Consider the following 23798-nt stretch of genomic DNA (forward strand, 5'->3'; position numbering starts at 1 on the left):
CCGCCGGCCTACCCGAAGGAGACCTAGCCGATGGCCCCCGTGACGCTTGCCGAGCGGTTGGCCGCTGCCCCGTCCGACAGCCTCAGCGTCGCCGACATCGCCAGCGCGACCGGCCTGTCCGAGTTCACCGTCCGCCGCCTGATCAAGGACCCGCAGTGGCCGGAGGGCACCGTGCCGGAGGACGCAGGCGAGCAGCGGTTCGCGCGCGATGCCTGCGTGAAGTGGATGCGAGCCCACCAGGCCGCCCGGGTCGACGTCACCGAGTTGCCCGGGGCGGACACCGACCGGGTCACCATCACCGACATCGCGAACCGGACCGGCATCGCTCGCGGCACGCTGAGCCCGATGCGCACGCACTACAAGGACAGCAGCGACCCGTTCCCGGTCGGCGATGCCCTGGGCACGTACAGCTGGGGCGAGGTCAAGGCGTGGCTCAGCCGACGCCACCGCCGCACCGGTCCCCGAGGTACCGTCGAACCCCCGGTCACGACGGAGAAGCCGGCCACCACGCCGACGTCAGACGTGCTCACCACCGCCGCCATCGAACGGCTCACCGGCCGGGGCAAGGAAGCTGTCAAGACCCTGGTCCGCCGCCCCGAGATCGCTGATCTCAGCAGCGGCAAGGTGGGCCGCTCGCGGGTGTGGCCTGCCGCCGCCCTGCTGCCGGTGCTCTGGCGTCTCGGCTACCTGCCCGAGTCGGGTCCGCTCTCCCCGGAGCAGACCGCCGTCCTCGTCGAACTCGGGTACCTCCCCGAGACGGGGAAGCCGAGTGCCGAGCAGGCGGCCGTGCTGCGCGACTTCGGCTACGACCAGGAGGGCACCGTCGAACACCGTGCCTGGCTGGTCGGTCCCGTCCGCTCGGCGACCGAGCTGGCCGCCCACTACGGAGTCACCCTCAGCGCGGTGAGCCGGCGACTCAAGCGCGGTCGGGAGACCGGCGACCCACTCTGCCCGACCCCGATCGAAACCGACGAGGGCACGCGCTACGACCCGAGAGCCTTCGACACCTTCTGGCGCAGGTAACCGGACCCGATATGACGACGGCGCTGCCGACCATCACGGTCGGCAGCGCCGTCGCCGTTCCTCACCCCGGGCGGCACCCGGCAACGCCCGGACCTCCCGCTCACCCCGCTACCGCTTCGCCGACCACGGCGCTGCCGGAGCCGACCGCCGAGCCCGCCGGCCCGGCCCCAGCCGCAACCTCCGGCCCGGCCCCGCGCCCGCCGTCCCGCGGCGCGGCCGACCCGGCCGACTCCGCCAGGATCGTCCGGACGTCCCCCAGCGCCAGCCCCGTCAGCTCGGCGATCTGATCACGAGGCTCGCCCAGACCATGGAGGGCGACCACCGCCTCCCGCGCCCGTCGCTCCGGCTCCACCGCAGCCGCCTCCGCGTCCGCCAGGACCTTCGCCGCCCGCGCGCTCGCGCTCGCCCGCAGCTGCTCCGCCCTCCCCGTCTGCTCGTAGAAGTCGGTCAGCGCCGCTTCCACCTGCTTCTCGCGCCGGAGACGCTCCGCGTCCCGCGCTGCCTTCGCCTTCTGCGCCGCCCGAACCGCACTGGCCCGCGACGCCGAAATTCGTCCGCTCATGCCAGAACCATAGCCGCAAAACCGCAGGTGATAAACCCTGTAGATCCTCGCATGATAGGCACCGATAAACATCGAGAAGTCTCGATAGAAAAACCGAGAGGCGAATCACTAAAACTGCCCAACAAGAGGTCCTGAGCTGGCCATATGCCAGTCAGGCCAAGTCATCCAGACACCTCTTGCAGATATTCTGAGCATGGTCCGCTGCGCGGGGCTAAAGTACTCACATGGCATTTGATGAGGCAGGTGAACAGGCGGCTCGAATAGCCGTTGCACTCACCCTCATCCGAAACCGGAAAAGCTGGGGGTGGTCGCGTTGATGACCATCCACAAGCTCACCGCCGGCAACGGCTACACCTACCTGACGCGCCAGGTCGCGGGCGGCGACGTACAGCGTCAGCGGGGTCAGTCCGCCGAGGAGTACTACACCCAGAAGGGCAACCCGGCGGGCGTCTGGCTCGGCCGCGGCGCACCCCTTCTGGAGCTCGACGGCACCACCGTCACCGAGCAGCAGATGAAGCACCTCTTCGGCCTGGGCCAGCACCCGGACGCCCAGCGCATCATCGCCGAGCACCTGGCCGCCAACGTGCGCGCCGACATGGACGATGAGCAGCTCAAGGCCGTCCAGGCCGCCGCGATCAAGGCCGCCGCCCTCGGCCGCAAGTACCCCGAGTACGAGCCGCTGGACCCGTTCGCCCAGCGCGTCGAGCGGCGCCTGGCCGTCATCGAGAAGGAGACCCGGCGCACCCCCAGCAGCGCCGAGATCAAGAAGGTCCAGCACGAGGAGTCCCGCCGCCAGCGCGCCGCCGTCGCGGGCTTCGACCTGGTCTTCGCCCCGGTGAAGTCCGCCGCGGTGCTGTGGGCGCTGGACGAGCGCCCGGAGGTCCGCGCCGCCGTCCGCGCAGCCCACGAGGCCGCCCGCGACGCCGCGCTGGAGCTGCTGGAGGAGAACGCCGCGTACACCCGCACCGGCAGCACCGGCCAGGCCCAGATCGACACCAAGGGCCTGGTCGCCGTCGCCTTCGACCACTTCGACTCCCGGGCCGGCGACCCCAACCTCCACACCCACGTCGTCCTCGCCAACAAGATCCAGGGCATCGACGGGAAGTGGCGCTCGCTGGACGCCCGCGGCCTCCTGGCGATGACGGTCGCCACCTCCGAGTTCTACAACTCGCGGTTCGAGACCGAGCTGACCGCCCGGCTCGGCGTCACCTTCGAGGCCCGTGAGGACTCCGCCACCAAGCGCCAGCCGGTGCGCGAGATCGTCGGTGTCCCCGTCGAGGCGATCACCCACTTCTCCTCCCGCCGGACCGAGATCGAAGCCCGCTACGAGCAGCTCCTGCGCGAGTACCGGCGCGAGCACGGCCACGACCCCTCCCGCGGCATGACCCACCAGCTCGCCCGCCAGGCCAACCTCGACACCCGTGAGGGCAAGAAGGCCGCCCGCTCCCTTGAGGAGATGCGCGCCGACTGGACCCACACCATCACCACCGCCCTCGGCCCGGACATCGTCCAGCGCGTGATGGCGGCCGTTCCCGCACCCGAAAGCACCCCGGCCACCGCCCAGCAGGAGGAGCCGAAGCCGGTCGAGATCCCCACCCTCGCCGCCGCCGTGACCACCGCTGTCGGTGAGGAGCGCGCGGTGTGGACGGTGTGGAACCTGCGCGCCCACGCCGAGCGCCTGGCCCGCTCCGAGCACCCCACCACCAGCACCGCCGAGCACCAGCAGCTGGTCGAGGCGATCGTCACCGAGGCCATCTCCCCGACGCACAGCGTCCGCATCGACACCCCCACCCTGCTGGACGAGCCCGAGGAACTGCGCCGGGCCAACGGCGACTCCGTGTTCGTCCAGCACGCCTCCACCCGCTACACCAGCACCGCCATCCTGGACGCCGAGCGCCGCCTGGTCACCGCCGCGCTCACCCCCGTCACCGAGGGCCCGAACCCGGCCTTCGTCGGCGCCGCCCTGGACGGCTTCGAGGCCCGCAACCGCGCGCTCGACGAGGGCCAGCGCGCCCTCGTCACCGCGTTCATCACGGACCCTCGGCTGGTGTCCCTCGGCCTCGGCCCGGCCGGCTCCGGCAAGACCACCGCGATGCAGGCGTACGTCCACGTCGCCAACCAGGCCGGCCAGCGCGTCGTCCCGCTCGCCACCTCCGCAGCCTCCGCCGCCGTCCTCGCCAAGGACCTCAAGCAGCCCGCCGAGAACCTCCACAAGTTCCTCTGGGAGTACACCGGCGGTACGTACATGAGCGAGCTGCTCAGCGGCCGGAACGTGCCCGAGAGCCGGGCCGGCTTCGTCCTGAACCCCGGCGACGTCGTCCTGGTGGACGAGGCCGGGATGGCGGGCACCCTCAACCTGGACAACCTCGTCAAGATCGCCGCTCAGCGCGGCGCGACCGTGCGCCTGCTCGGCGACTACCGCCAGCTCAGCAGCGTCGAAGCGGGCGGCGCGCTGCGGCTGATCGCCGCTGAGGCCGGCGCCGTCGAACTCACCACCCTCCACCGGTTCAGCGACAAGGCCGAAGCAGCCGCCACCCTCAAGATCCGCACTGGCGACACCGCCGGGCTGGACTTCTACTTCGCCAACCAGCGGGTGGTCAGCGGCTCGCGCACCGCGATGGTCGAAGCCGCGTACGAGGGCTGGAAGACCGACATGCTCGCGGGCCGCACCACCCTGATCAGCGCCCGCACCGGCACCGACGTCACCGCCCTGTCCGCCCGCGCCCGCGAGGACCGCGTGGCCGCCGGCCAGGTCGAGGCAGACGGCGTCCTGCTGCGCGACGGCAACCGCGCGGGCCGCGGCGACTGGATCGTCACCCGCAAGAACGACCGCAAGCTCACCACCAACCGGGGCCGCGACTTCCTCAAGAACGGCGACGCCTGGGAGGTCCTCAAGCGCCACGAGGACGGCTCCCTCAACGTCCGCCACATGGAACACCGCGGACGTCTCACCCTGCCCGCCGAGTACGTCGCCGCCAACGTCCAGCTGCTCTACGCCTCCACCATCACCCGCTCCCAGGGCGGCACCGTCGACACCGCCCACCCCCTGGTCACCGACGACACCACCCGCGAGGAGCTGTACGTCCAGCTCACCCGCGCCCGCCACAAGACCACCCTCTACACCGCCACCCACGACCTCCTCCCGTTCGACACCGACGAGCAGCTCGACCTGCCCAAGAACGACCCCGACTCCTTCGCCGCCCGCGAGGTCCTGGAGCGCGTTCTGAGCCGCGAAGGCGCCCAGCTCTCCGCCACCGAGACCATCCGCAACGCCCAGGAGGACGCCGTCTCCCTGGCCACCCTGGTACCCCGCCACCAGCACGCCACCGAGACCCTGACCACCCCCTACTACCACCAGCTCATCCACCGACTCCTCGGCCCCGCCCTCGCCGAACAGATCACCGCCGACGACGCGATGACCGCCGTCACCCGCGCGCTGCGCAACGCCGAAACCATGGGCTGGCAGCCCGAGCGGCTGATCGCCGCCGCCACCTGGCGCGGCGACCTGACCTCCGCCGACTCCCCGGCCCAGGCCCTCGCCTGGCGCCTGAACACCATCACCAACTCGCGCCCCGCCCCCGCCCACCTCAGCGCCCCCACCACCGCCGACACCACCCGCTACGCCGCCCTGGTCGCGCAGCTCACCAACCTGCCCGCCCACCGCTTCGACCCCGAGACCGCGACCACCGAACCGGCCTCCCTGCGCATCGCGCCCGCCGCCGCCCAAGCCCCCGACGCACACCCGCACGTCTCCGCCGACACCCTCAACCGCTACGCCACCACCACCGCCACCGCGCTCAACACCACCACCGACAAGGTCACCGCCCACCCGCAGTGGCCCCACCTCGCCGGCGTCATGGCCGCCGCCGAACGCACAGGCCGCGACACCACCAACCTGCTCACCACCGCCACCGCCCAGGCCATCGGCACCAGCGACCCGGTCACCGCCCTGACCCGCGCCGCCCGCACCGCCCTGGCCGAAGACGGCATCCCCGAGGACCACCAGCAGGCCCCCGAAGCCCTCCGCCACCAGGCCCTCGCCGCCGCCGTCCTCGGCGACGCGCACTACACCCGCGCCCGCAACGAGAACACCTGGCCCGCCCTCACCGCCGCCCTGCGCCGCGCCGAGACCACCGGCCACGAACCCGCCGCCCTGCTGCGCCAGGCCGCCGAGCGCCGCTCGCTCACCGGCGCCGACAGCCTCAGCCAGGTCCTCGCCTGGCGCATCGGCCGCCAGCTCGCCGCCAACGCCCCGGCCACCGCCGAGCGGCAGAACGACCGAGCCGAAGCGGAGCTGTGGCGCACCCTCGCCTGGACCCTCAAGGCCATCGAGGACACCGGCACCACCGCGGAGACCGCCCTCTCCGAGGTGACCGGCCGCACCGCCCTGCCCGAACTGCTCCAGCACGCCCAGCAGCAGGTGCTCGCCCACGCCCGGGCCGCCTCCGGCCGCGCCGACCTCCCCGCCTGGATCAGCGCCGTGCCGCGCTCCACCACGGCCAACCCGCGCCACCACGAGTACCTCACCGACAGCGTCGCCCTGATCGCCAACCGGCTCTCGGTGCTCGCCGACCGCACCGTGGAGAACCGCCCGGAATGGAGCCGGACCCTCGGCGAAGCCCCGGCCGACCCCACCCGACGCGCCCAGTGGCAGCAGGAACTCGCCCTCGTCGCCGCCTACCGCGACCAGTACAAGGTCACCGACGACAACGCCGCCCGCCCGGCCGGCCCCTACATCGAGAAGGGACGCACCGGCCACGACGCCTACTGGCAGGCCACCGCCGCCGCCGTCGCCGCCCGAGATATTGCTGCCGCACCCGTGAGCTCGGCGGGCAACACGGGAAGCACCGATCAGCAGGCCCGCCACCAGCTCACAGCCGACGTCTACCGCGCCCTGCCCGCGGCGGACCAGGCCGAGATCCTGCGTGCCGTCGCGACCCGAACCGGCGCCACCTGGCTCGCCAACCTCCCGCGCCTGGACGACGCCGCCCTGGCCCAACCGTCCGTCGCCGAGCAGGTCAGTGCCGTGCTCACCGAGCGCCGCCAGCTGACCGCAGAGGCCACCCAGCCCGAGCAGCCGCAGGCCGAGGAACGACGCCAGCCCACCCTCGCCGAACGCCGCCGAGCCGGCCGACAGGCCGAGCGCCAGGCCCACCGCGACCAGCTCCAGCAGCGCGGCGGACAGCCCACCCGAGCTGCCCGGTCCGTACCCGGCCGCCGGCCCGAGCCCGTCGAGCAGCGTCAGGCTCAGGCCCCAGTCCAGCGCCCCGCCGCGCCGCAGCAAGTCCAGCAGCCGCCGCAGGCTCGCCAGGACCAGCGCGGTCCCCGTATCCGCTGACACCCATGACGCTTCGGGGTGAGGTGCCCTGGTCCGACGTCGGGTCAGAGCCGTCGAAGTGCCCTCTCGCACTCATGGCATCGCTGTTCCTCGAACGCTGCTGGATACCACGACTCCCCGAAACCGGCCTGATAGTGCGTGTGCACCAACGGGTCAGTGCTGATGCCACAGAGCGTCGTCGGCAGCGGGTCCTCCGGCACTTCAGGATCGCTCGCGGCGGCGTGGATCGACCGGATGAAGACGGGGTCGGCTTCATCCGGGTCGAACCCTTCAAGAACCTCCAGCAGCACCAGTACGCCCATACCTCGACAGTGCTCGGAATGATTGGAGACCGCACGCCGAGAACCCTCCGAGCGAGGCCACCGGAGGCGCGGCCCATGCCGAACGCCGGGCCCACCGCGACCAGCGCCAGCACTGGGGCGGCGGCCAGCTCGCCCAGACCGCCAGGTCTGCGCCCGGCCGCCGAGCCGAAGTCAGGGCCCCACCAAGTTCAGGCCCCGGCGCACAACCCCGCCGCTCTGCAACCGGAAGTTCAGCAGCCGCCACGGGCTCGCAAGGACCAGCGCGGTCCGCCAGTCCGGCAAAGGATCGCGAGGGCCATCCGTGGTTCACCGTAACCGTCGCCTGGCTCCTCCCTCGCCCCGGAGGCTATCCGGAGTGGGTGTATCCGGTTTCTCTGGTGGAGACAGAATATGGGCACGGACTAACGAATCCCGACTGGATCTTGAGCGCAAACGTCAATTGTCTGTTCGAGGTTGCCTCGCGCGAACTAGAAATTGCGTGGTTGGGCCTCAACTGCCTTGCGGCCTTGTGGCGCCGGTAAGTTGATGTTCGTGCCGGACATCCGGCACGGCCCCGGGCACGGTTTGCCCCACCGTGCCCGGGGATCGAACCAAACCGATCAAGAACGATGAGAACAACGCATGCTCGATCGATTCCATGGAGGCCGGCAGCGCATTCTGCCGTACTCCGGTCCCACCGAAGCTACCAGCGATTTCCCTTCGAGCGGGGCTCTGCGCTCGTTCGAAGTAATCGACGTCGCCGCGCGTTTGAGCGGCGTGCTCGCGACCCCCCTCCTCGCCTACGTCGCGCTGGGTGAAGGGCCCGTCCCCCTCTCCCGGGCAGCCCTGATGCTGTGTCTGCTCCGGTACACCGGGGAGGTGGTGGTCCGGGTCCGCAGGGTCCGGCTGGTCTGAATGTGCAGGACGGCCCTCCCTTGCGGAGGGCCGTTCTGCGTTTCCGAGCAGAAGCGGACCGAGGAGCAGCAGGCGCAAGCATGAGACCGAACCCGTGGACCAGGACGCCCGGCAGCCCCCAGGCATGCGGCGGCCGGCACCAGAGCCCGAGGTCGCGCAGCGACTTCGACGCATTTGTCCAGCTCAACGAGCCCTACTATCTGAAATACGCGCGGACTCGACTGGCGGCCGAGGAACTGGGCGCCGAGGCGGTGGCGTGGACCCTCGGCTACCTGGAAGCGGAGTGGACTGCCATCCTCGGCTGCTCCCAGCCGATGGCGACATGCTGGTCCGTGCTGAGGGGAGCCGTGTCGCGCAGGAGCGCGCCCGGCCGACTCCCGGGAAACTGGCTGCACACCGTCCTGCCCGATGACGCCGCCGACGCGGTGCTCTTGAAACATCGACTGGGAGTCGAACTCCCGGTCGCAGCGAGGCTCATGGGTGTGGGGACGGGTGTCGTGGAGGTGCAGCTGCGCGCCGCCCTTCGCATACTTGCCCGTGCGTGATACTCACTGCCGGTCCGGCATGCCTGCGGCGAAGGCGAGTTCTGGCTGCCTTCCGCCCGGCTAGGTGGCGCGCGACCTGCAAAGATCCACTACCCCTTCGCCACCGTGCGCCACCTGGCACACCTACCACCCGAACGGGCGCGTGGTGGAAGCGCGCACGCCTGCCTACGATTAGTCCCCAACTTCCCAGGGAACCCCCTGGGTTGTCCGTCCGCGGAAGGGGCACCGTGGGTACTGAGGGTGGGCATGCGCATGCCATTAACACGTCCGTTCCAAGCGCGGCTCGTATGTACGACTGGCTGCTGGGCGGCGAGCTCAACTTCGAGGTGGACCGGGAGGCGTGCGAGAAGCTGCTGACGATCGCGCCCAGCAGTCGCGACCTCGCCGTGAACAACAGGTGGTTCCTGGAGCGCGTCGTGCGCTTTCTCGCGAGCGAGTGCGGGATCACCCAGTACCTCGACCATGGCTCGGGCCTGCCGACCAGGCCCAATGTCCACGAGATCGCCCAGTCGGTTCACGAGGAAGCCCGGGTCGCCTACATAGACATCGACCCCATCGTGATCGCGCACGGCCGCACGTCGCTCGACGTGAACGACCGCACGCGGTTCATCGAGGCCAGCATGACCGACACCGACCTGGTGGTCGAGCAGGCAGCGAAGGACGGGTTCATTGACTTCGGGAAGCCCGTTGCGGCGCTGTACGTCTCGGTGATCCACTGCCTGAAGGACGCCGAGAAGCCTGGGGAGATGATCCAGCGCATGCGGGCGCGCCTCGCCCGCGGAAGCTACATGGTCATCTGCCAGTTGGTGAGCGACGACGAACGGGTGCGGGACGAGGTGACCAAGCTGATGGACCAGGGCACGGGCGGTCACTGGGGTCGCGTGCGCCAGAAACGCGACGTCCGGGGGTACTTCGCCGGACTGTCGGTCCTGCCGCCGTACCTGGCGGACGTGACCCACTGGCGGCCGGACGACCTGCACCGGCGGCCGCAACAGACGCACGAGTGGCTGGAGTTCGGCGGAGTCGCACGGGTCAACTAGGTCCGGCAGGCCCGGTCAGCGGGAGAAACGCTGCCGGGCCTGCCTCACCATCTCCAGACTCACGTCACGGTCGGCGGCCGTTCCCAGGAGCTTGGTGAGCGTGGTGTTGAGGCGCTCGTACGAGGGGTCACTCTTCTTCTCCGGCTTGTCGCCCTTGGCGAAGTACTTGCTGCTCTCGTGGGTCTCCATGTAGATCACGGAGGGCAGCCCCGTGACGGTCCTGCCGAACTGGAGGCGGGTCAGGGACACGAGGTTGGACAGGATCTGGTCTCCGTCCATCGGAAGGATGCGTATCTGGATTCGGGTGTCCTCGGCGACCTTGGCCAGGTGGTCCATCTGGTCGACCATGGTGTCCCGGGTGCCGATACGCCGGTGCAGGATGTTCTCGTCGAGCAGGAAGACACAGTGCGGCAGGTCGGCGAAGAGCTGCGCCTGCCGGTAGAGGCGCAGTCGTACCCTCTCCTCCACCTCGTCCCGATCGAGGGGCGGCTCGCTGCGGACCATGACGGCCCGCATGTAGGACTCGGTCTGCAACAGCCCCGACAACAGCAAGACCTCGTATGTGCACAGCTCCTCGGCCGCGGGCTCCAGCCCCACAAGATGGGACATGAACGGCGGAGGGGAGATTCCGGCCCGCATCCACGCCGGCGGCTGACGGGCCAGTTTCGTCAGCAGCACGAGCCATGCCTTCTCCGTGGAGGAGGCATCGTAGAAGTCGGCAAGGAGTTCCACATCACGCTGTCCGGGCAGCTCGGTCCCGCGCTCCAGCTTGCACAGCTTCGAAGGCGACATCTTGCCGCCTTCCGCGGCGGCGGTCTGCTTCGCCTTTCGGGACAGCCGCATCGAGCGCAGGGTGGCGCTCAGGACGACGGCGGCGACCGTAGGGTTCTGCTCCGGATTGGCACCCGACCGCCCAAACGGGACATAGCCGTTCAATGCTCCGGAATCGCCAAAATCTGACACGCGGGCCCCAGTGAGAAAGAGAGACCTGATGGTAAACGGTCTAATCGTCTCACAATCGGGGCCCGCGCGTTTACCGCCTGTATTCAGACAAGAATACTAGGCGGTAATCATGTGATCGAATTCCCCACCCTTGGCGCCCGCGAGGAGGGCGCTCCACTCGCCCGGCGTGAACAGAAGCGCCGGACCCTGCGCATCGCGCGAGTTCCGGACCGCCACCTCGCCGTTCCCCGCGACCGCGACCTCCACGCACTGTCCGGTCGGCGCGCTCGCACTGCTCTTGACCCAGACCCCGTCGATCGACCCGGCCGGCATCCCGTTCCAGTAGTCCACCATTGCGACCATCCTCTCTCCTGTTCGATTCGCCGGACCTCCGGAAAAATATGACCGGATGCCAGGCGGCGCAGCTCCAGGCCCTAGGAAATTTCCTCAGGAAATTTCCTAGGGCCTGGCGGTGAAAGGGTAGTCATCGATATTCGAACGATGGGCCCGCCGAATGGGTGACCTCAATAACTATGCTGATGTGACCAGTGGTGGCCGGTCGAGACTCTGGCGAGGTATGTGGATCGCGGCGTCTATCTCTGGGCGGCACGGCATCGTGTAGGGGAACCCGTTGATCGGCACTTCGCCACGCGGCGCGCCGACTTCCAGCGCGGTGCCGGCAAGGGGCCGCGCTGCTGGCTCGCCGCAAGGCCCGCAACAGCATGATGACCTGGGAGTACATCGGCCGCGCCTTCGGCTGCTCGCCGGAGCAGGCGCTGGAGCGGTTCGGCGAGACGCTGCCCGACATCGACCAGGGGGAGAGGTGTAGGTCGTCAGCCGCCGAGTTGAGGCCGGTGACCCGCGCCAGGCTGAGTACCCGGTCCAGCCGCGTCCGTGGGAGATTCGGCAGGACCAGCGCGGTCCGCGCATCCGCTGACGATCATGACCGTTCGAAGCCGAGGCTCCCAGGCCCGGTGCCGAGGTCAGAGCCGTCGAAGTGCCCTCTCGCACTCACGGCATCGCCGGTCCTCGAACGCTGCTGGATACCACGGCTCCCCGTAACCGGCCTGATAGTGCGTGTGCACCAACGGGTCGGTACGGACGCCACAGAGCGTCGTCGGCAGCGGGTCCTCCGGCACTTCAGGATCGCTCGCCGCGGCGTGGACCGACCGGACGAAGGCGGGGTCCGCTTCATCCGGGTCGAACCCCTCAAGAACCTCCAGCAGCACCAGTACACCCATACCTCGACGGTGCCCTTGGCGCCTGGTTGGCGCACGCTGAGAACTTCGAGCGGGCACCAGACGCCGCCCGGCGGCCCGCTAGCTGGGCCGCGCCAGCTCGACGGCGGCGGCCCGAGCTTCAGCCCGCTGACGTCGAGGCAGGCAGGAGCCTGGGGCTGGGCACGTGGACGGCGTCGGCGATCCGGATGGAGCTGTCGACCAGAAGATCTCCCACCTCCGTGGAGGACGGCCCCTTTCGCTAAATCAGACAACGGCTGGTGTTGCTCCGGCACGCGGGCGCGAGCTCGGCGGTGTGGGGCCAGTCGGTTCAGGCCCGCTACTGGGCGATGGTGTACCGGGCCCGGAAACCGAGGTGCTGGCAGGTCAGGCGGCTGGCGGCGGAACATTCGGCTTCGACCCGTGGGAGTGGTAATTGATACCCCTTACAGGGGCGATGAGATGAGAGCCGAGGGGCTGTGGGTTGGTGTGTTCGCGCCGACCTTGGTACCCCTCCGAGGGGTGATGAGGGCGTCGTGCGGTTCGTCACGGTCGACCTTGATGAGTTGCTACCTCTGCTGCGGGATGCTGAGTGCACCACAGCGCAGCCCTGATGCTACCGGGGGTTGTCATAGGACCTGGCTGGTTTGGTAGGCGTGCTGGTTGGGGCCGCGGATGGCGAGGAGGCCGAGGTCGGGGTCGTAGTCGGCGTCGAGGATGCGGACGTTGAGGGCTTTCTCGTAGCGGGTGAGTGGGGCGGCCCAGGCGGGCATGGGGATGAGGTACTGGTCGGCGGCGAGTCGTCCCTCCGCGGTGGTGCCTTGGGCGAGTGCATCGGTGTAGGCGGCGCGGTGTTGTTCGAGGATGGCTTCGGTGCCGTCGAAGAGTTCGTCGAAGGTCTGGGCGAGGTCGGTGCGGTCTGCGAAGGGCCGGCGGAAGGTGAGGAAGGCGTTGTCGAAGGCGTCGCGGTGGTTGGTGACTTCGTCGTGCCAGCGCCGGCCCCAGTCGGTGGTGTAGATGGTGTTGAGCCAGCCGGTTGCGTCGGCTTCGCTGACGATGCGGTGCTGGTGTTCGAGAAGGCGGTGCCAGCCGGCCTCGACCGGTTCGCGAGGGTAGATGCCGTCCGCGTACTCGCCGGGCTGGTTGCGTCGGCGCGTCCAGGCTGGTGTGTGGACGATGACGTCGGCCGGGTCGTAGGTGCCGAGGCGGTTGATACGGCCGAATCGCTGGAGTAGGGCTTCCAGCGGAGCGGCTGCGGTGAACAGCACGTCGAGGTCGAGGTCGAGGCTGACCTCGACGACCTGGGTGGCGACCAGCAGCCCGGGGCGGCGGTGGGCTGCTGCGCTGGCGAATCGGTTTCGGATGTTCTGCTCGATACGGCTGCGGTCCTGGCGGGTGAAGCGGGAGTGCAGAAGGAAGGCGCTGTCGTCGCGGTGGAGGGCCCGGCTGTGCGGGGCAAGTTCGCTGAACAGGGCCAGGGCGTGCGCGACGTTGTTGGCGACGACCAGGACGCTCTGACCGCGGTCGAGTCGAGCGCGGATCTCGTGGGTGGTGGCCGGGTCGGTGAGGTGGTGGTGGCGGACCTGAAGGCGGTGGCGGGGCGGCAGGCCGAGATCGGGGGTGTCCACCAGGGCGGGTGCCTGGGCGAGCGTGTCCTCGAAGAGGTCGGCGAGGACGTCGGGCAGGGTGGCGGAGACGACGGCGATCCGTCCGCCCAGGCGTTCCCACAGCCGGGCCGTGGCGAGGATGTAGCCGAGGCGGCGGGAGTCGTAGGCGTGCAGCTCGTCGAGGATGAAGACCGAGTTCGCGGCGTCCACGAGCAGGCCGGCGTGGGCCGGGCCCGCGAGGGCGGCGCGGAGTAGCTGGTAGGGCGTGCCCACCCGCACGCTCTCGCGGAACAGCCGGGTGGCCGCCGCCCTGGCGAGGGCCTTGGTGGCTTCGCTCTGTCGGCAGGGCCCGGCCTCCTCCTGCTCCTCGCTGTCGGTGGAGCGGATGGCGGCGGCCAGGTGGTAGGAGGCGGCGCGGGAGTGGGCGACGCCGACCAGGTCCGGGTTGCCGAGGAGGTCGGCGAAGCGGTCGGCCATCGCGTTGATGGAGGCGAGGTAGGGCAGGGTGAAGAAGACCCTGGGCACGCCGCCCGAGTGCTGGGTGAGCTCGGTGACCTGGCGGGCCGCCCACAGCAGCACGGCCTCGGTCTTCCCGCTGCCGGTGGGCGCCCGCAGGAGCAGGTGGCCGCTGGTCTCGGCCGCGAGGACCTGGTGCTCGCGCAGCGCCCGGCCCTTGGCGGCCATCTGCTCTTCGAGGGCGGGCCGGAAGCGGTGGTCGAAGGGCTGGGTGGTGTGGAGGGAGCCGTGGGCGGAGGAGAGGTGGTCGGCGACCGTTACTGCCCCTTGGAGCAGGACGGCGGCCAGGCCGACGTCGGGAGTCACCCGCCGGTCCCAGCGGTGCAGCAGCTCGGTGAGGGTGCGGTGTGCCGCGTCGATGAGGTCGGTACTGCTCAGCGGGCTGGTCTTCGGGGTGGTGGGGAGCATGGTCGCGGTCGCGGTGGTGTGCAGCCAGCCGAGCAGCGCCGTCACCGCGTTTTCGTCGATCGGGCCGATCCGCTTCGCGAGGTCCTCCGGTGTCAGGCCGTCGTAGAGGAAGCGCAGATCGCGGCCGTTGCTTCCGGTCAGTGCGCGGTGGTGGGTGGCGACGCCGGCGGCCACCCAGCCGTACAGTTGCTCGTCCGGTACGAGGGTGGGGAGGAATCCGAGGGAGACGACCTCGTGCCGCTCGCCCCAGGAGCGGACCCGGCCGAGGAGCATCTGCTGGCAGCCATCGGGGAGCTTGCCGCCGTCGTGGTACAGCCCGCTCAGCTGGGCGGTCGGCCAGAACCGGTCGTCCAGCACATGCTCTGCGGCCTCGATCCGGCCGACCCGCCGGGCGAGTTCGATCCCCGCCGTCAGTGTGGTCTCCAGATGCACCGTCAGTTCTTCGGGCGGCACAGCGCCGCGGGCGCTCTTGGCCAGCAGCGTCCGTAGGGGATCGGCGCTCGTGCCCAAGGTCGTTTCCTTCTTCCTTCTGGGTCAGGCCGGGCTGACGGTGGCGGTGAAGTGGGCGCCGGGGTGGACCGGCGGCAGCAGCCGAACGGCCTGGCCGGCATCCGACCAACTGCCGGGCACAGGGGTGCGGCTGCGGCCGGTGGCGTCGTGCCGATAGTCACCCCAGACGGTCCGCTCCCGTCCCGGGGCCACCGCGGTCGGCAGCCGCAGCAGCGTGCCCTGGGCCTTGGGGAAGGCGGGGACGACGGCGCCGCGCTGCTCCCCCTCGACCGGGGTGAGGACGGTGTGGTCGAGGCGGATTCCGACGAGGTCCTGGCTTCGGCCCAGCCGCAGCGGCCACACCGGCCGCCGCAACCGGCCGCGCCATACCTCGGCATCGTCCAGCAGCCAGATGCGCACGGTGGCGTCGGCGAGGAACTCCCGGGTACGCGGGACCGGGGTGGTGGCCTTCCCAGTGGCATCCAGCGGGTGGTAGGTCTCCAAGTCGACCCCGGCGCCAGCGGCGTGGAAGGCCATGGCGAACCGCAGGCCAACGTCGACCTCGTCCCAGCCGCCGGCCGCCGCCGCGAGCATCCCGGCGACGGTGGACGGCGGCGGACAGGGATGAGTGACCTGCACACCGGCATACAGGTGGTTGCGGAAGGAGACCACTGGCGCGGTCAGCGTCACCCGCAGCGCCGTGACCGAGGCGGCCGTCATGCCGCGGGGTCCTCGAACCAGGCGTCGTGCTCGCCCACACCGATCCGGTCGGCCAGGCCGTTGAGGATCGCCCGGGGGTGCCCGAAGACCACGGCGCCGCTGTCGACGAGGTCAGCGAGGTCCTTGACCGCCCTCTCACGCTGGTCGCCGAGGAACCCGGGCGCCCAGCCGACCAGCACCGGACCGTCCAGCTCGTCGCGCCACGCCTCGATCTCCTCGCGCAGCACATCGGCCTGGAAGACAGGCCGGCCGTCGTCGGCGCCGACGATCCGGGTGAACGGGTTCACCCCGCCCTTGACCGGAGCGAGCAGCACCAGCGCCGGGGCGCGGTCACCGTAGTGAAGGGCCTGCTTCGCGCCGCCGCGCACCGCGGCGAGCGTGCGCAGCACGGTGTCCACCCGCCGTCGACGCTCTGCCAGGGGCAGCCGCACCGCGCCGACGCTGCGCAGCACCGTCTTCTCGGCACCCGCCTTGACGGCCTCCTCCGCGGCGGCCGGGCTCAGCGCGGTACGCAGCCCCGTCCCGTCCGTCTCGAAGACGCCGACACGGGGAAGGTCCAGAAGCACGTCCCCGGCCAGGACAGCGCTGTAGAGCTCGTGGGAGTGGATCACCGGGTGCTCGCCAGCGGGGAAGTCCCGGCTCATGGTGCCGAAGTCGCTGGTGGGCCGCTGCGGGACGACGGAGACGAACGTGCCGGTCGCCAGCACCGTCTCCCGGCCGTAGCTCTCCTTCTTCACCGCGACCATGTAGCCGAACAGGTCGTCGTCCAGGTGCAGATCGGGGCGGCCCGCGGTGTAAGCCTGCTGCTTGGCGCCGGCGCCGCTGCGGATTACCGGCGATCGCGACTCCTGCACGGGCAGGCTGTCGCGCAGCCAGCGGCGGAACGCCTGCGCGGACACGTACGGGTGGACGTCCCGCCCGACCCGCAACTGCTTGACCTTGCCGTTGTTGTCCTCCGCCAAGCCGTTGTTCGGGGCTCCCGCCACAACATCCAGAACGATCTTGCCAACCAGGTACGTCACTGCTGTTCATCCTCCGTGTCGAACGTCAGGGCTTCGAGGTCGCGGGGATCGAGATCCTCCTCGATCTCCTCTTCCGGTTGCTCGGGCTTCCAGCCGAGCGAGTTCAGCTCCTGCAGCACACCGACCAGGAGCATGTCCCGGTGGAACCAGGCCGGGTTCTGCGAGACCGGGCTGAACAGCAGCTCGAAGCCCCGCTCGGTCACCAGCGGCCCCGCTGCTCCGGCGGGCGGCTTGACGGTCCACTGCACGCCCTGGGATGTGAGCCACCCGCGCAGCTTCGACGGGTCGCGAAGCAGCGTGCGGAAGCTCCGCAACTGGCCGCCGGTGGTGGCGGTATTCAGCAGCGCGGCCACGTTGTGGGCGGTCCTGGCGATCTCGGCCAGGTCTTTCTCGGTCATCAGCATTACCTCGGTCGCGAAGGAGTTGAGCAGCACGGCCAGGGCCTCGGCCCGGGACCGGTCACGCCCGGTGCGGGTCAGGCAGCCGAGCAGCCGGCCGTGGCCGACTGCCACGATTCGGTCGGGCGAGCGGAAGACGTTGCGGGCCAAGGCCACGAGCCCAGGCGTCGACGCACTGGCGTGGGCGCGAACCAGCTCCGCGAAACCGGCACGCCGATCACCCAGCCGCTGGGTGCGGCGCAGCCACTCGGCCAGCGGCTGCTCCAGCGCGTGGGTCTCCAGCTCCTGGCCGCGGTTGTTGTTGTTGAACACCACGAGGTCGACGGCAGCGCCCATGGGGCGGCGGTGGGTGCGCAGCGCGACAAGTGCGACGACTTCCTGCGCGCTGGTCTGCCGTTTGCTGCCGTCGCCGGTGGCGGCGAGCATCCGGTTGTGGTCGACCTGTTCGGCCACGGCGTGCTGGAGGAAGTCGTCGTCCCAGCTGTGCAGGGCGATGGACGGGCCGCCGGTCAGGCGCACCCCGTAGGGCAGCGCGTAGAAGCTGCACAGACACGGCCAGCACAGGGCCATCCCGTCGTGGCCTCGCGGGGTGGTGTTGCGGTACGACTGGCTCTCGGCGAGCGGCACGTCGCTCTTCCCGTAGTACCCGACCGCCTCTCGCGAGCACAGCGAGCACACCGTGGGCGGCCAACCGGACGGCGGGGGCATAGTCCGCCACTGCTCCACCCGCTCCGCGATCTCGGCGTCGGTGCGCTTGCCGTTGCTGGGGTGGTTCATCGCGGTGTTGGGGAAGAAGGAGTAGCTGACCTTCAACCAGAAACCATCCGGAGCTTTACTGTCGCGTCCGAGTGCTGCACTCAGCACATCCCGAGCCATCTGCGACAGCGCCGTCTCGAACTCGGCCTCGGTGGTCTCCTCCGGAGAGCCGTCTCCGGCCAGGGCCGCGAGCGCGAACGCCCCCACCCGCTGCAAGGGGTGCGCGGTCAGCACCAGTCGGCCCTGGCCGAGGTCACCGCGAGCCGGCGCGGTCATGCCGCCACCCACCCGAACCCGGCCGAGTTCGCCTGGCCCAGGCCCCAGCTCCACAAGGCCCGCAGCGTCTCCGGCGCTCCCGACAGCTCCACCTCGACGGCGGCCCCGGGCTTGGCACCCTGCCCCACGACGAACGACCTCTTCGGCCCCACCCAGGACACCGACTCCAGGCTGACCCCGGCGTCCAGGCCCAAGGTCTCAGCCTTGCGCCGCAGGTTCCCCTGGAAGTAGCCCGCCCACTCCAGCTCAGTCGGCAGCACCCACGCCTGACGCGGCCCGCGCACCCCATCCGGACTGTAGCCGGAGCCCTTCATCACCACCGGAGTTGACGTCCGCAACACCGCCCGGCCACCCGCGAACTCCGGCGGCTCCACCAGGCCAAGGCCCGTCAGGCGCAGGGCGACCCCACCCCAGTCCAACAACTCACGCTCCGCGAACCCTGCCGCCAGCGCCTCCACGATGGCCGGCACCGGGCTGCCGAACTCGACCACCCCCCGCCCGCCCGCCGCATACCGCCCCGGCCGCCGACGTGCGGACGAGAACACAGGCGCACCATGCCCGAACGGCGCCATCCCGTGGGGCCCCTCACCGTGCTCGTGCAACCGGCGCCCAAGCTCCGGAGCCACCCGCCCCAGCACGTCGTAGACCACCCCCCGGCCAGGGGCCAGCACGCTGCCCCACGGCACCTCCTCCGCCGCCGTCACCACGGCCAGCCGCACCCTCATCCCGCACTCCAACGCTCAAACGGCATGACAAACCAGCAAGCTGACGAACCGCCAGCCGCACAGTCCAGGACCCTAAACTGCACCACTGACAGCCGTCACAAGATTGCGCACAGTCACCCGTGGCCTCGGGCAGCACTCGATGCCGTACCGTTGAACACGACCACCCAGACCAACACCGAGCTGCGCACCGCAGCGCCACGACGTGGCCAACAGCATCACCGGACTCCTACTGCAGAACCTGACTCACTGACCAGTCACATCCGGCGTCTGACCTGCAGCTTTACCATCGGGCCTCGTCGCCCCTGGGAGGGGTAGCAACCGGTGGACGCCGAGCGCGTGGCCGGCCGCGTCGTGCGCCTCATCGCCCCTGGGAGGGGTAGCAACATGCAGCGCCGGTACGAGGCCGGCCTGCGCCGCGCGGGCCTCATCGCCCCTGGGAGGGGTAGCAACTGCAGCACCTCAGCGAGGGTCCACGCGCCAGACTGGGCCTCATCGCCCCTGGGAGGGGTTGCAACGTCTCCACCTGCAGCCACAGCCTCGACAGCGCGCCGGCCTCATCGTCCCGGGGAGGGTAGTAACTCGAAGCCCTCGCACCCGTACTGGCGCAGGATCCGCGCCTCATCGCCCCTGGGATGGGTAGCAACAGGGCGGCCGGCGCGGAGGCGGTGGTGCGCTCGGCGGCCTCATCGCCCCTGGGAGGGGCAGCAACAGCATGTGCGTGATCCGGGAGGCGCGGAGGACGTGCGCTTCATCGCCCCTGGGAGGGGTAGCAACGCCACCGTGGTCCACGCCGTGGCCGAACTCCTCGACGCCTCATCACCTCTGGGAGGGGTAGCAACAGGGGCACGTAGGCGTCGAGGGAGTCCTCGACGTCCAGCGTCATCGCACCTGGGAGGGGTGGCAACGCTGGGTGATGGACCGGTGAGCCTGCTCCGCCGCGCGGTCTCATCGCCCCTGGGAGGGGTGGCAACGCCAGGGAGCCGGAGAACCCGGTGTCGGCCCGGCGGGTCTCATCGCTCCTGGGAGGGGTGGCAACGTCTTCAGCCCGTCCGGGGTGAGACGGGTGGTCCAGTGTCTCATCGCCGGTGGGAGGGGTAGCAACCCCTCGTCGACGTAGCCGCCCGGCAGGGCCCACGCGGTCTCATCGCCCCTGGGAGGGGTAGCAACGAAAGGTACTCACACAAGTCTTCGAGCCTGAAGGTGGCCTCATCGCCCCCTGGAGGGGTAGCAACGTGCGGTGCCACCAGTCGACGCTGGTGTACATGCCCACGTCTCATCGCCCCTGGGAGGGGCAGCAACCCGGTGAGGGCGCGGCTCAGCGCGAGCGTCCACATCGTCCCTGGGAGGGGTAACAACTTGGAACTGAACAGCGCGCTCAGATCGACCACGCGATGCCTCATCGCCCCCCGGGGGGTAGCAACGTGAGGATCGTCCTGATCTGGAAGATCGTCGGTGCGGTCTCATCGCCTCTGGGAGGGGTAGCAATATCATGACCGGATCTCCCGACTCTGCCGCCAGGAACGCCTCATCGCCCCTGGGAGGGGCAGCAACCCGTAGTACATGACGACGTGATAGGAGTCGACGCCGGCCTCATCACCCCTGCGAGGGGTAGCAACCTGGGGAGCTTCACCCACCAGGTGATGACCGTGCCGGCCTCATCCCCCTGGGAGGGGCAGCAACTCCTACTACCCGCTGTACGTGGTCGAGGTGACGGCTGCCTCACCCCCCCCTGGGGAGGGGTAGCAACACGACCACGGCGGCATAGACGCCGTGAAGTGGCTCCGCCTCATCGCCCCTGGGAGGGGTAGCAACACCATCGGTTCGCCGGCGCCGGAGGGGTGGTCGCCAGCCTCATCGCCCCGGGGAGGGGTAGCAACTTGTCCATCGAGTACAGCGAGGGTTTGGCGGTGCCCGCCTCATCGCCCCTGGGAGGGGTAACAACTTGACGCCGTCCAGCACCTGGATGCCGATGCCGGCCTCATCGCCCCTGGAAGGGGTAGCAACGTGACTGGGCCGCGCGCGTCCAACCTCCAGCGGGCACGCCTCATCGACCCTGGGAGGGGTAACAACCCGAGGGCTCGCCGCATACGAGCGGTGTCGGTACCCGCCTCGTTGCCCCTGGAAGGGGTAGCAACTCGTAGTCGGTGCCGGTCCAGGTGCGGCCAGCGGATGCCTCATCGTCCCTGGGAGGAGTAACAACGTGCACTCCGGGCAGACCATGCCGTTCGTCCAGCCGGCCTCATCGCCCCTGGGAGGGGTAGTAACTAGGCACCGACCTGGACCAACTCCTGCGGGTCCGCCGTCTCATCGCCCCTGGGAGGGGTGGCAACCTGGTGTGTGGTGCAGCCACGCTGTCCGTCCTCCGGCCTCATCCCCCTGGGAGGGGTAGCAACTGACACACCAGCACGAGGCCCGCGGGGTGGAAGAGCTCCTCATCGCCCCTGGGAGGGGTAACAATATGACGACGTCGCGGAGCGCGCGGCTGGCGGCCACGTCTCATCGCCCCTGGGAGGGGTAGCAACAAGGGGGTGATGCGGACTTCGCCTTCGGTGCCTGACGCCTCATCGCCCCTGGGAGGGGCAGCAACAGGTCTACGCTGACCGCACAGTGCTCGGAGGGCCCGGCCCCATCGCCCCTGGGAGGGGTAACAACCCGACCATCCAGTCCACCCGCCCGCAGGCATCCGGCGCCTCATCGCCCCTGGGAGGGGTAACAACTCACCGCGACGATGGGGTGACGGACGGATCACCCTGGCCTCATCGCCCTGGGAGGGGTCGCAACACGTCCTTGAGGTTCTGGTCCGAGGGCACCAGCCACGCCTCATCGCCCCTGGGAGGGGTAACGACGTGGCCTGGGCGAGTCCAAGCCGTGCCCAGTGCGGGCGAGGCCACCGTGCCGTTCGCGGACTGGGAGTGGCAGGTCGACCTGGTCGAGGGTGTGGTGCCGCGCGAGGTCGAGGAGTTGGTCGTGGCGCTGGTGGACCGGATCTGTGACCTGGCGGAGAGGGCGAACAGGCCGTACGCCGCCGCCCGTGCGGCGGCCCGGTTCGAGCGCGCCGCCGGTTCGACCGCGCTGCTGGCCGGACGCCAGGCCCGCAGCAGCATGATGACCTGGGAGTACATCGGCCGCGCCTTCGGCTGCTCGCCGGAGCAGGCGGTGGAGCGGTTCGGCGAGACACCGCCCGACGTCGATCAGGGTGGAGAGGAGTAGGTCGTCAGCCGCCGAGTTGAGGCCGGTGACCCCCGCCAGGCTGAGTCCCCGGTCGAGCCGCGGCCGTGGGAGATTGGGCAGGAGCAGGGACCGCGTCATCGCTAAGCCGGGGCACCTCGGCCGTTTATTCTCCGAGGAACAGTGCCCAGCGCTCCGAGCAGGCCGGTAGCGCTGCCGCCTGCTCGCACAGCGCGCGGAGCGCGGAGTTGCTCCGGACCTGACCGAGGGGGCTCTGGTCCAGCGCGAGGTCGCGCGCCGCGTTGATCTGGTTGGTCAGCACGACAGCCTGGCGCTGGAGAGCCATGGCGTCGCGGTTCTCTTCCGCGTACGCCATGTAGCCAGCACGGAGGTCGGATTCAAGCTCGCGCAAGTCCACGGGGCCGATCGGATCGCAGGATGGGAGAACGGCTGAATCACGGGGCTCGGCATGCCAGAGCACCGCGCCAGTCGAGAGTTCGACGGCCTCGATCCACATCCCGATCGGGATTTCGGTAGAGGTGACGTACCAGGTGGCAGGGTCGGAGTCGCCCGCGATCTCAAGGGGCCTGGCAAGCGCGTCCCCGACCCCGAGCTCATGCTTGTGCACAGCCCAGGGCACTACCCCCCTGTCCAGCCGGACCGCTATTCGGATCGTCGTTCTGGTTGCCTCAAGCCCTGTCGTCTTAGGGTCGGTGCTGTCGCTCAACCAGATCAGTGGAAGCTCGTCGAAGAAGCTGGTGGCGTTCATGCTGTATGGGACGATCGCGCCGACTGCTTGGAGGCCGGGTCGCGCGGGATCAGCAGGGACACTCCACGCGTCATGGTCGGTGTAGTGGAACAAGGTGACGGCCATGGCCGTACCCTCCCACACGACCGAGCTGCTCGTTCAGAGTCCGTGCTCACCCAACTTCGGCCGAACCTGGGGCCGGAGGGCGGCTGACCCGGCGCGTTACGCGTCAACTCCCGTGTCGTCGGAGTTGGCCGATGCAGGAAGTTGCTCGGGGACGTTTCGCAAGAGTGCGGCGGTCATCGCAAGCAGCGTTTCGGCTTCGGCCCTGCTGTACTCGAACGACTTCGTGATGGCGTCGTTGTGCATGGCCCCGGAGGTCTGGCTGTACAGCGAATCCTGGATTCGCCACCAGCGCTCCGACTGAGTGCACTGGTTGGCGAGCTTCTTGGAACCAGGGTTGTCCCACCCGGCATTGTGCTGCATCCACTCCAGGACACGGCGTACTTCCAGAATCGCTGCCCGGATGCTGCCTCTGGTGATCAAGCGCTGGGCTTCACGGAGGGCGAGTCCAGGCTCGGCACGCCGAGAGTCGTGGAGCGGGTACGGGACGGCCATCTCGAACGCTGCGGATGGGGCCGCTTGCTCCAGCTGTTCCTCCCACCGACTCCTCGGGATGGATATCTGGTCCGTGATGAGCGCGGTGCCGGGATAACCCGCCGCCTGCGGAAGCGTCGCCGACACCTCCACCTCGAACCGGGCGTCGCCAGACCGGCCAGCCTCGACCGCGTGAAGCTGCACGGTGGTGAGCGGGAACACCAAGGTTTGCCGATGAACGGTGACGGTCGGCGTGTATGCCAGGTTCGCCGTCACCCGCCCAAGCTGGGCCCGGTTGATCGGCGATGCCGCGAACCCGAACAAGGTTGCCTCCAGCGAGAGGAGCTTCCCGGCCTCACTCAACGGCGATACGCCGACCGCGGCCTGGACTCGCAGTTCCTGGCCGCCGATCGAGCGGTGGAGCCACACCTGCTCGCCCATCTCCAGCGTGAACCTGATGTCGTTCTCGAAGCGCAGTTCCTGCACGGGTTCCCCCAGCTGAGCA

Annotated in this window: 18 protein-coding genes; 6 read left to right on the plus strand and 12 right to left on the minus strand. The window is 69.8% G+C overall.

Annotated features, from left to right (window positions below; genetic code table 11):
- Positions 1 to 30 precede the first annotated feature (30 nt).
- Positions 31 to 1023: a hypothetical protein gene (locus AB2U05_RS23465; RefSeq protein WP_369184171.1), complete on the plus strand. Its 993-nt coding sequence runs from the start codon at positions 31 to 33 to the stop codon at positions 1021 to 1023.
- A 100-nt stretch (positions 1024 to 1123) separates the two neighbouring features.
- Here the strand turns inward: AB2U05_RS23465 and AB2U05_RS23470 are convergent, their stop codons facing one another.
- Positions 1124 to 1585 (minus strand): hypothetical protein, encoded by a 462-nt coding sequence (locus AB2U05_RS23470; RefSeq protein WP_157882265.1) that lies wholly within the window; start codon positions 1583 to 1585, stop codon positions 1124 to 1126.
- Positions 1586 to 1901: 316 nt separating this feature from the next.
- Here AB2U05_RS23470 and mobF point away from each other — a divergent pair, with 316 nt between their 5' ends.
- Entirely contained in the window at positions 1902 to 6923 is a 5022-nt protein-coding gene (mobF, locus tag AB2U05_RS23475; protein ID WP_369184172.1) for a MobF family relaxase, read from the plus strand.
- A 44-nt stretch (positions 6924 to 6967) separates the two neighbouring features.
- Here the strand turns inward: mobF and AB2U05_RS23480 are convergent, their stop codons facing one another.
- Positions 6968 to 7225: a hypothetical protein gene (locus tag AB2U05_RS23480; protein WP_369184173.1), complete on the minus strand. Its 258-nt coding sequence runs from the start codon at positions 7223 to 7225 to the stop codon at positions 6968 to 6970.
- A 621-nt stretch (positions 7226 to 7846) separates the two neighbouring features.
- Here AB2U05_RS23480 and AB2U05_RS23485 point away from each other — a divergent pair.
- The 3 genes from AB2U05_RS23485 to AB2U05_RS23495 all read left to right on the plus strand — a co-directional run bounded on the left by AB2U05_RS23485 (position 7847) and on the right by AB2U05_RS23495 (position 9704).
- Entirely contained in the window at positions 7847 to 8119 is a 273-nt protein-coding gene (locus AB2U05_RS23485) for a hypothetical protein (RefSeq protein ID WP_369184174.1), read from the plus strand.
- Between the two features lie 80 nt (positions 8120 to 8199).
- Positions 8200 to 8664, plus strand: coding sequence for a hypothetical protein (locus AB2U05_RS23490; RefSeq protein WP_369184175.1), 465 nt, complete (start codon positions 8200 to 8202; stop codon positions 8662 to 8664).
- A 227-nt stretch (positions 8665 to 8891) separates the two neighbouring features.
- Positions 8892 to 9704 (plus strand): SAM-dependent methyltransferase, encoded by an 813-nt coding sequence (locus tag AB2U05_RS23495; RefSeq protein WP_369184176.1) that lies wholly within the window; start codon positions 8892 to 8894, stop codon positions 9702 to 9704.
- 15 nt (positions 9705 to 9719) lie between these two features.
- Here the strand turns inward: AB2U05_RS23495 and AB2U05_RS23500 are convergent, their stop codons facing one another.
- The 8 genes from AB2U05_RS23500 to AB2U05_RS23535 all read right to left on the minus strand — a co-directional run bounded on the left by AB2U05_RS23500 (position 9720) and on the right by AB2U05_RS23535 (position 18780).
- Complete coding sequence (locus AB2U05_RS23500; RefSeq protein WP_369184177.1) at positions 9720 to 10667, minus strand: helix-turn-helix domain-containing protein; 948 nt, start codon at positions 10665 to 10667, stop codon at positions 9720 to 9722.
- A gap of 96 nt (positions 10668 to 10763) precedes the next feature.
- On the minus strand, positions 10764 to 11000 hold the full coding sequence (locus AB2U05_RS23505) for a DUF397 domain-containing protein (RefSeq protein WP_369184178.1): 237 nt from the start codon (positions 10998 to 11000) through the stop codon (positions 10764 to 10766).
- Between the two features lie 629 nt (positions 11001 to 11629).
- Positions 11630 to 11887 carry a hypothetical protein gene (locus AB2U05_RS23510; RefSeq protein WP_369184179.1) on the minus strand — a complete coding sequence of 86 codons (258 nt, stop codon included), beginning with the start codon at positions 11885 to 11887 and terminating at the stop codon, positions 11630 to 11632.
- Between the two features lie 605 nt (positions 11888 to 12492).
- Complete coding sequence (gene cas3, locus AB2U05_RS23515; RefSeq protein WP_369184180.1) at positions 12493 to 14904, minus strand: CRISPR-associated helicase Cas3'; 2412 nt, start codon at positions 14902 to 14904, stop codon at positions 12493 to 12495.
- A 24-nt stretch (positions 14905 to 14928) separates the two neighbouring features.
- The gene (gene cas5 / locus AB2U05_RS23520) at positions 14929 to 15603 is read right to left on the minus strand and encodes a CRISPR-associated protein Cas5 (RefSeq protein ID WP_369184181.1); all 675 of its coding nucleotides are present in this window, start codon (positions 15601 to 15603) and stop codon (positions 14929 to 14931) included.
- Positions 15600 to 16625, minus strand: coding sequence for a type I-B CRISPR-associated protein Cas7/Cst2/DevR (gene cas7i, locus AB2U05_RS23525; protein ID WP_369184182.1), 1026 nt, complete (start codon positions 16623 to 16625; stop codon positions 15600 to 15602). Before cas7i ends, cas5 begins: the two co-directional genes overlap by 4 nt.
- Entirely contained in the window at positions 16622 to 18055 is a 1434-nt protein-coding gene (locus tag AB2U05_RS23530; protein ID WP_369184183.1) for a hypothetical protein, read from the minus strand. The genes cas7i and AB2U05_RS23530 overlap by 4 nt, the downstream gene beginning before the upstream one ends.
- On the minus strand, positions 18052 to 18780 hold the full coding sequence (locus tag AB2U05_RS23535; RefSeq protein ID WP_369184184.1) for a CRISPR-associated endoribonuclease Cas6: 729 nt from the start codon (positions 18778 to 18780) through the stop codon (positions 18052 to 18054). Before AB2U05_RS23535 ends, AB2U05_RS23530 begins: the two co-directional genes overlap by 4 nt.
- 2868 nt (positions 18781 to 21648) lie before the next feature.
- Here AB2U05_RS23535 and AB2U05_RS23540 point away from each other — a divergent pair.
- The gene (locus tag AB2U05_RS23540; protein WP_369184185.1) at positions 21649 to 21990 is read left to right on the plus strand and encodes a hypothetical protein; all 342 of its coding nucleotides are present in this window, start codon (positions 21649 to 21651) and stop codon (positions 21988 to 21990) included.
- Between the two features lie 124 nt (positions 21991 to 22114).
- Here the strand turns inward: AB2U05_RS23540 and AB2U05_RS23545 are convergent, their stop codons facing one another.
- Together AB2U05_RS23545 and AB2U05_RS23550 are read right to left on the minus strand one after the other, a co-directional pair.
- Positions 22115 to 22822 carry a hypothetical protein gene (locus tag AB2U05_RS23545; RefSeq protein ID WP_369184187.1) on the minus strand — a complete coding sequence of 236 codons (708 nt, stop codon included), beginning with the start codon at positions 22820 to 22822 and terminating at the stop codon, positions 22115 to 22117.
- A 96-nt stretch (positions 22823 to 22918) separates the two neighbouring features.
- Positions 22919 to 23779, minus strand: coding sequence for a hypothetical protein (locus tag AB2U05_RS23550; RefSeq protein ID WP_359911354.1), 861 nt, complete (start codon positions 23777 to 23779; stop codon positions 22919 to 22921).
- Between the last annotated feature and the right edge of the window lie 19 nt (positions 23780 to 23798).

It is taken from the genome of Streptomyces sp. Y1 (genome assembly GCF_041053115.1).
Classification (GTDB): Bacteria; Actinomycetota; Actinomycetes; order Streptomycetales; family Streptomycetaceae; genus Kitasatospora; species Kitasatospora rubellomurina.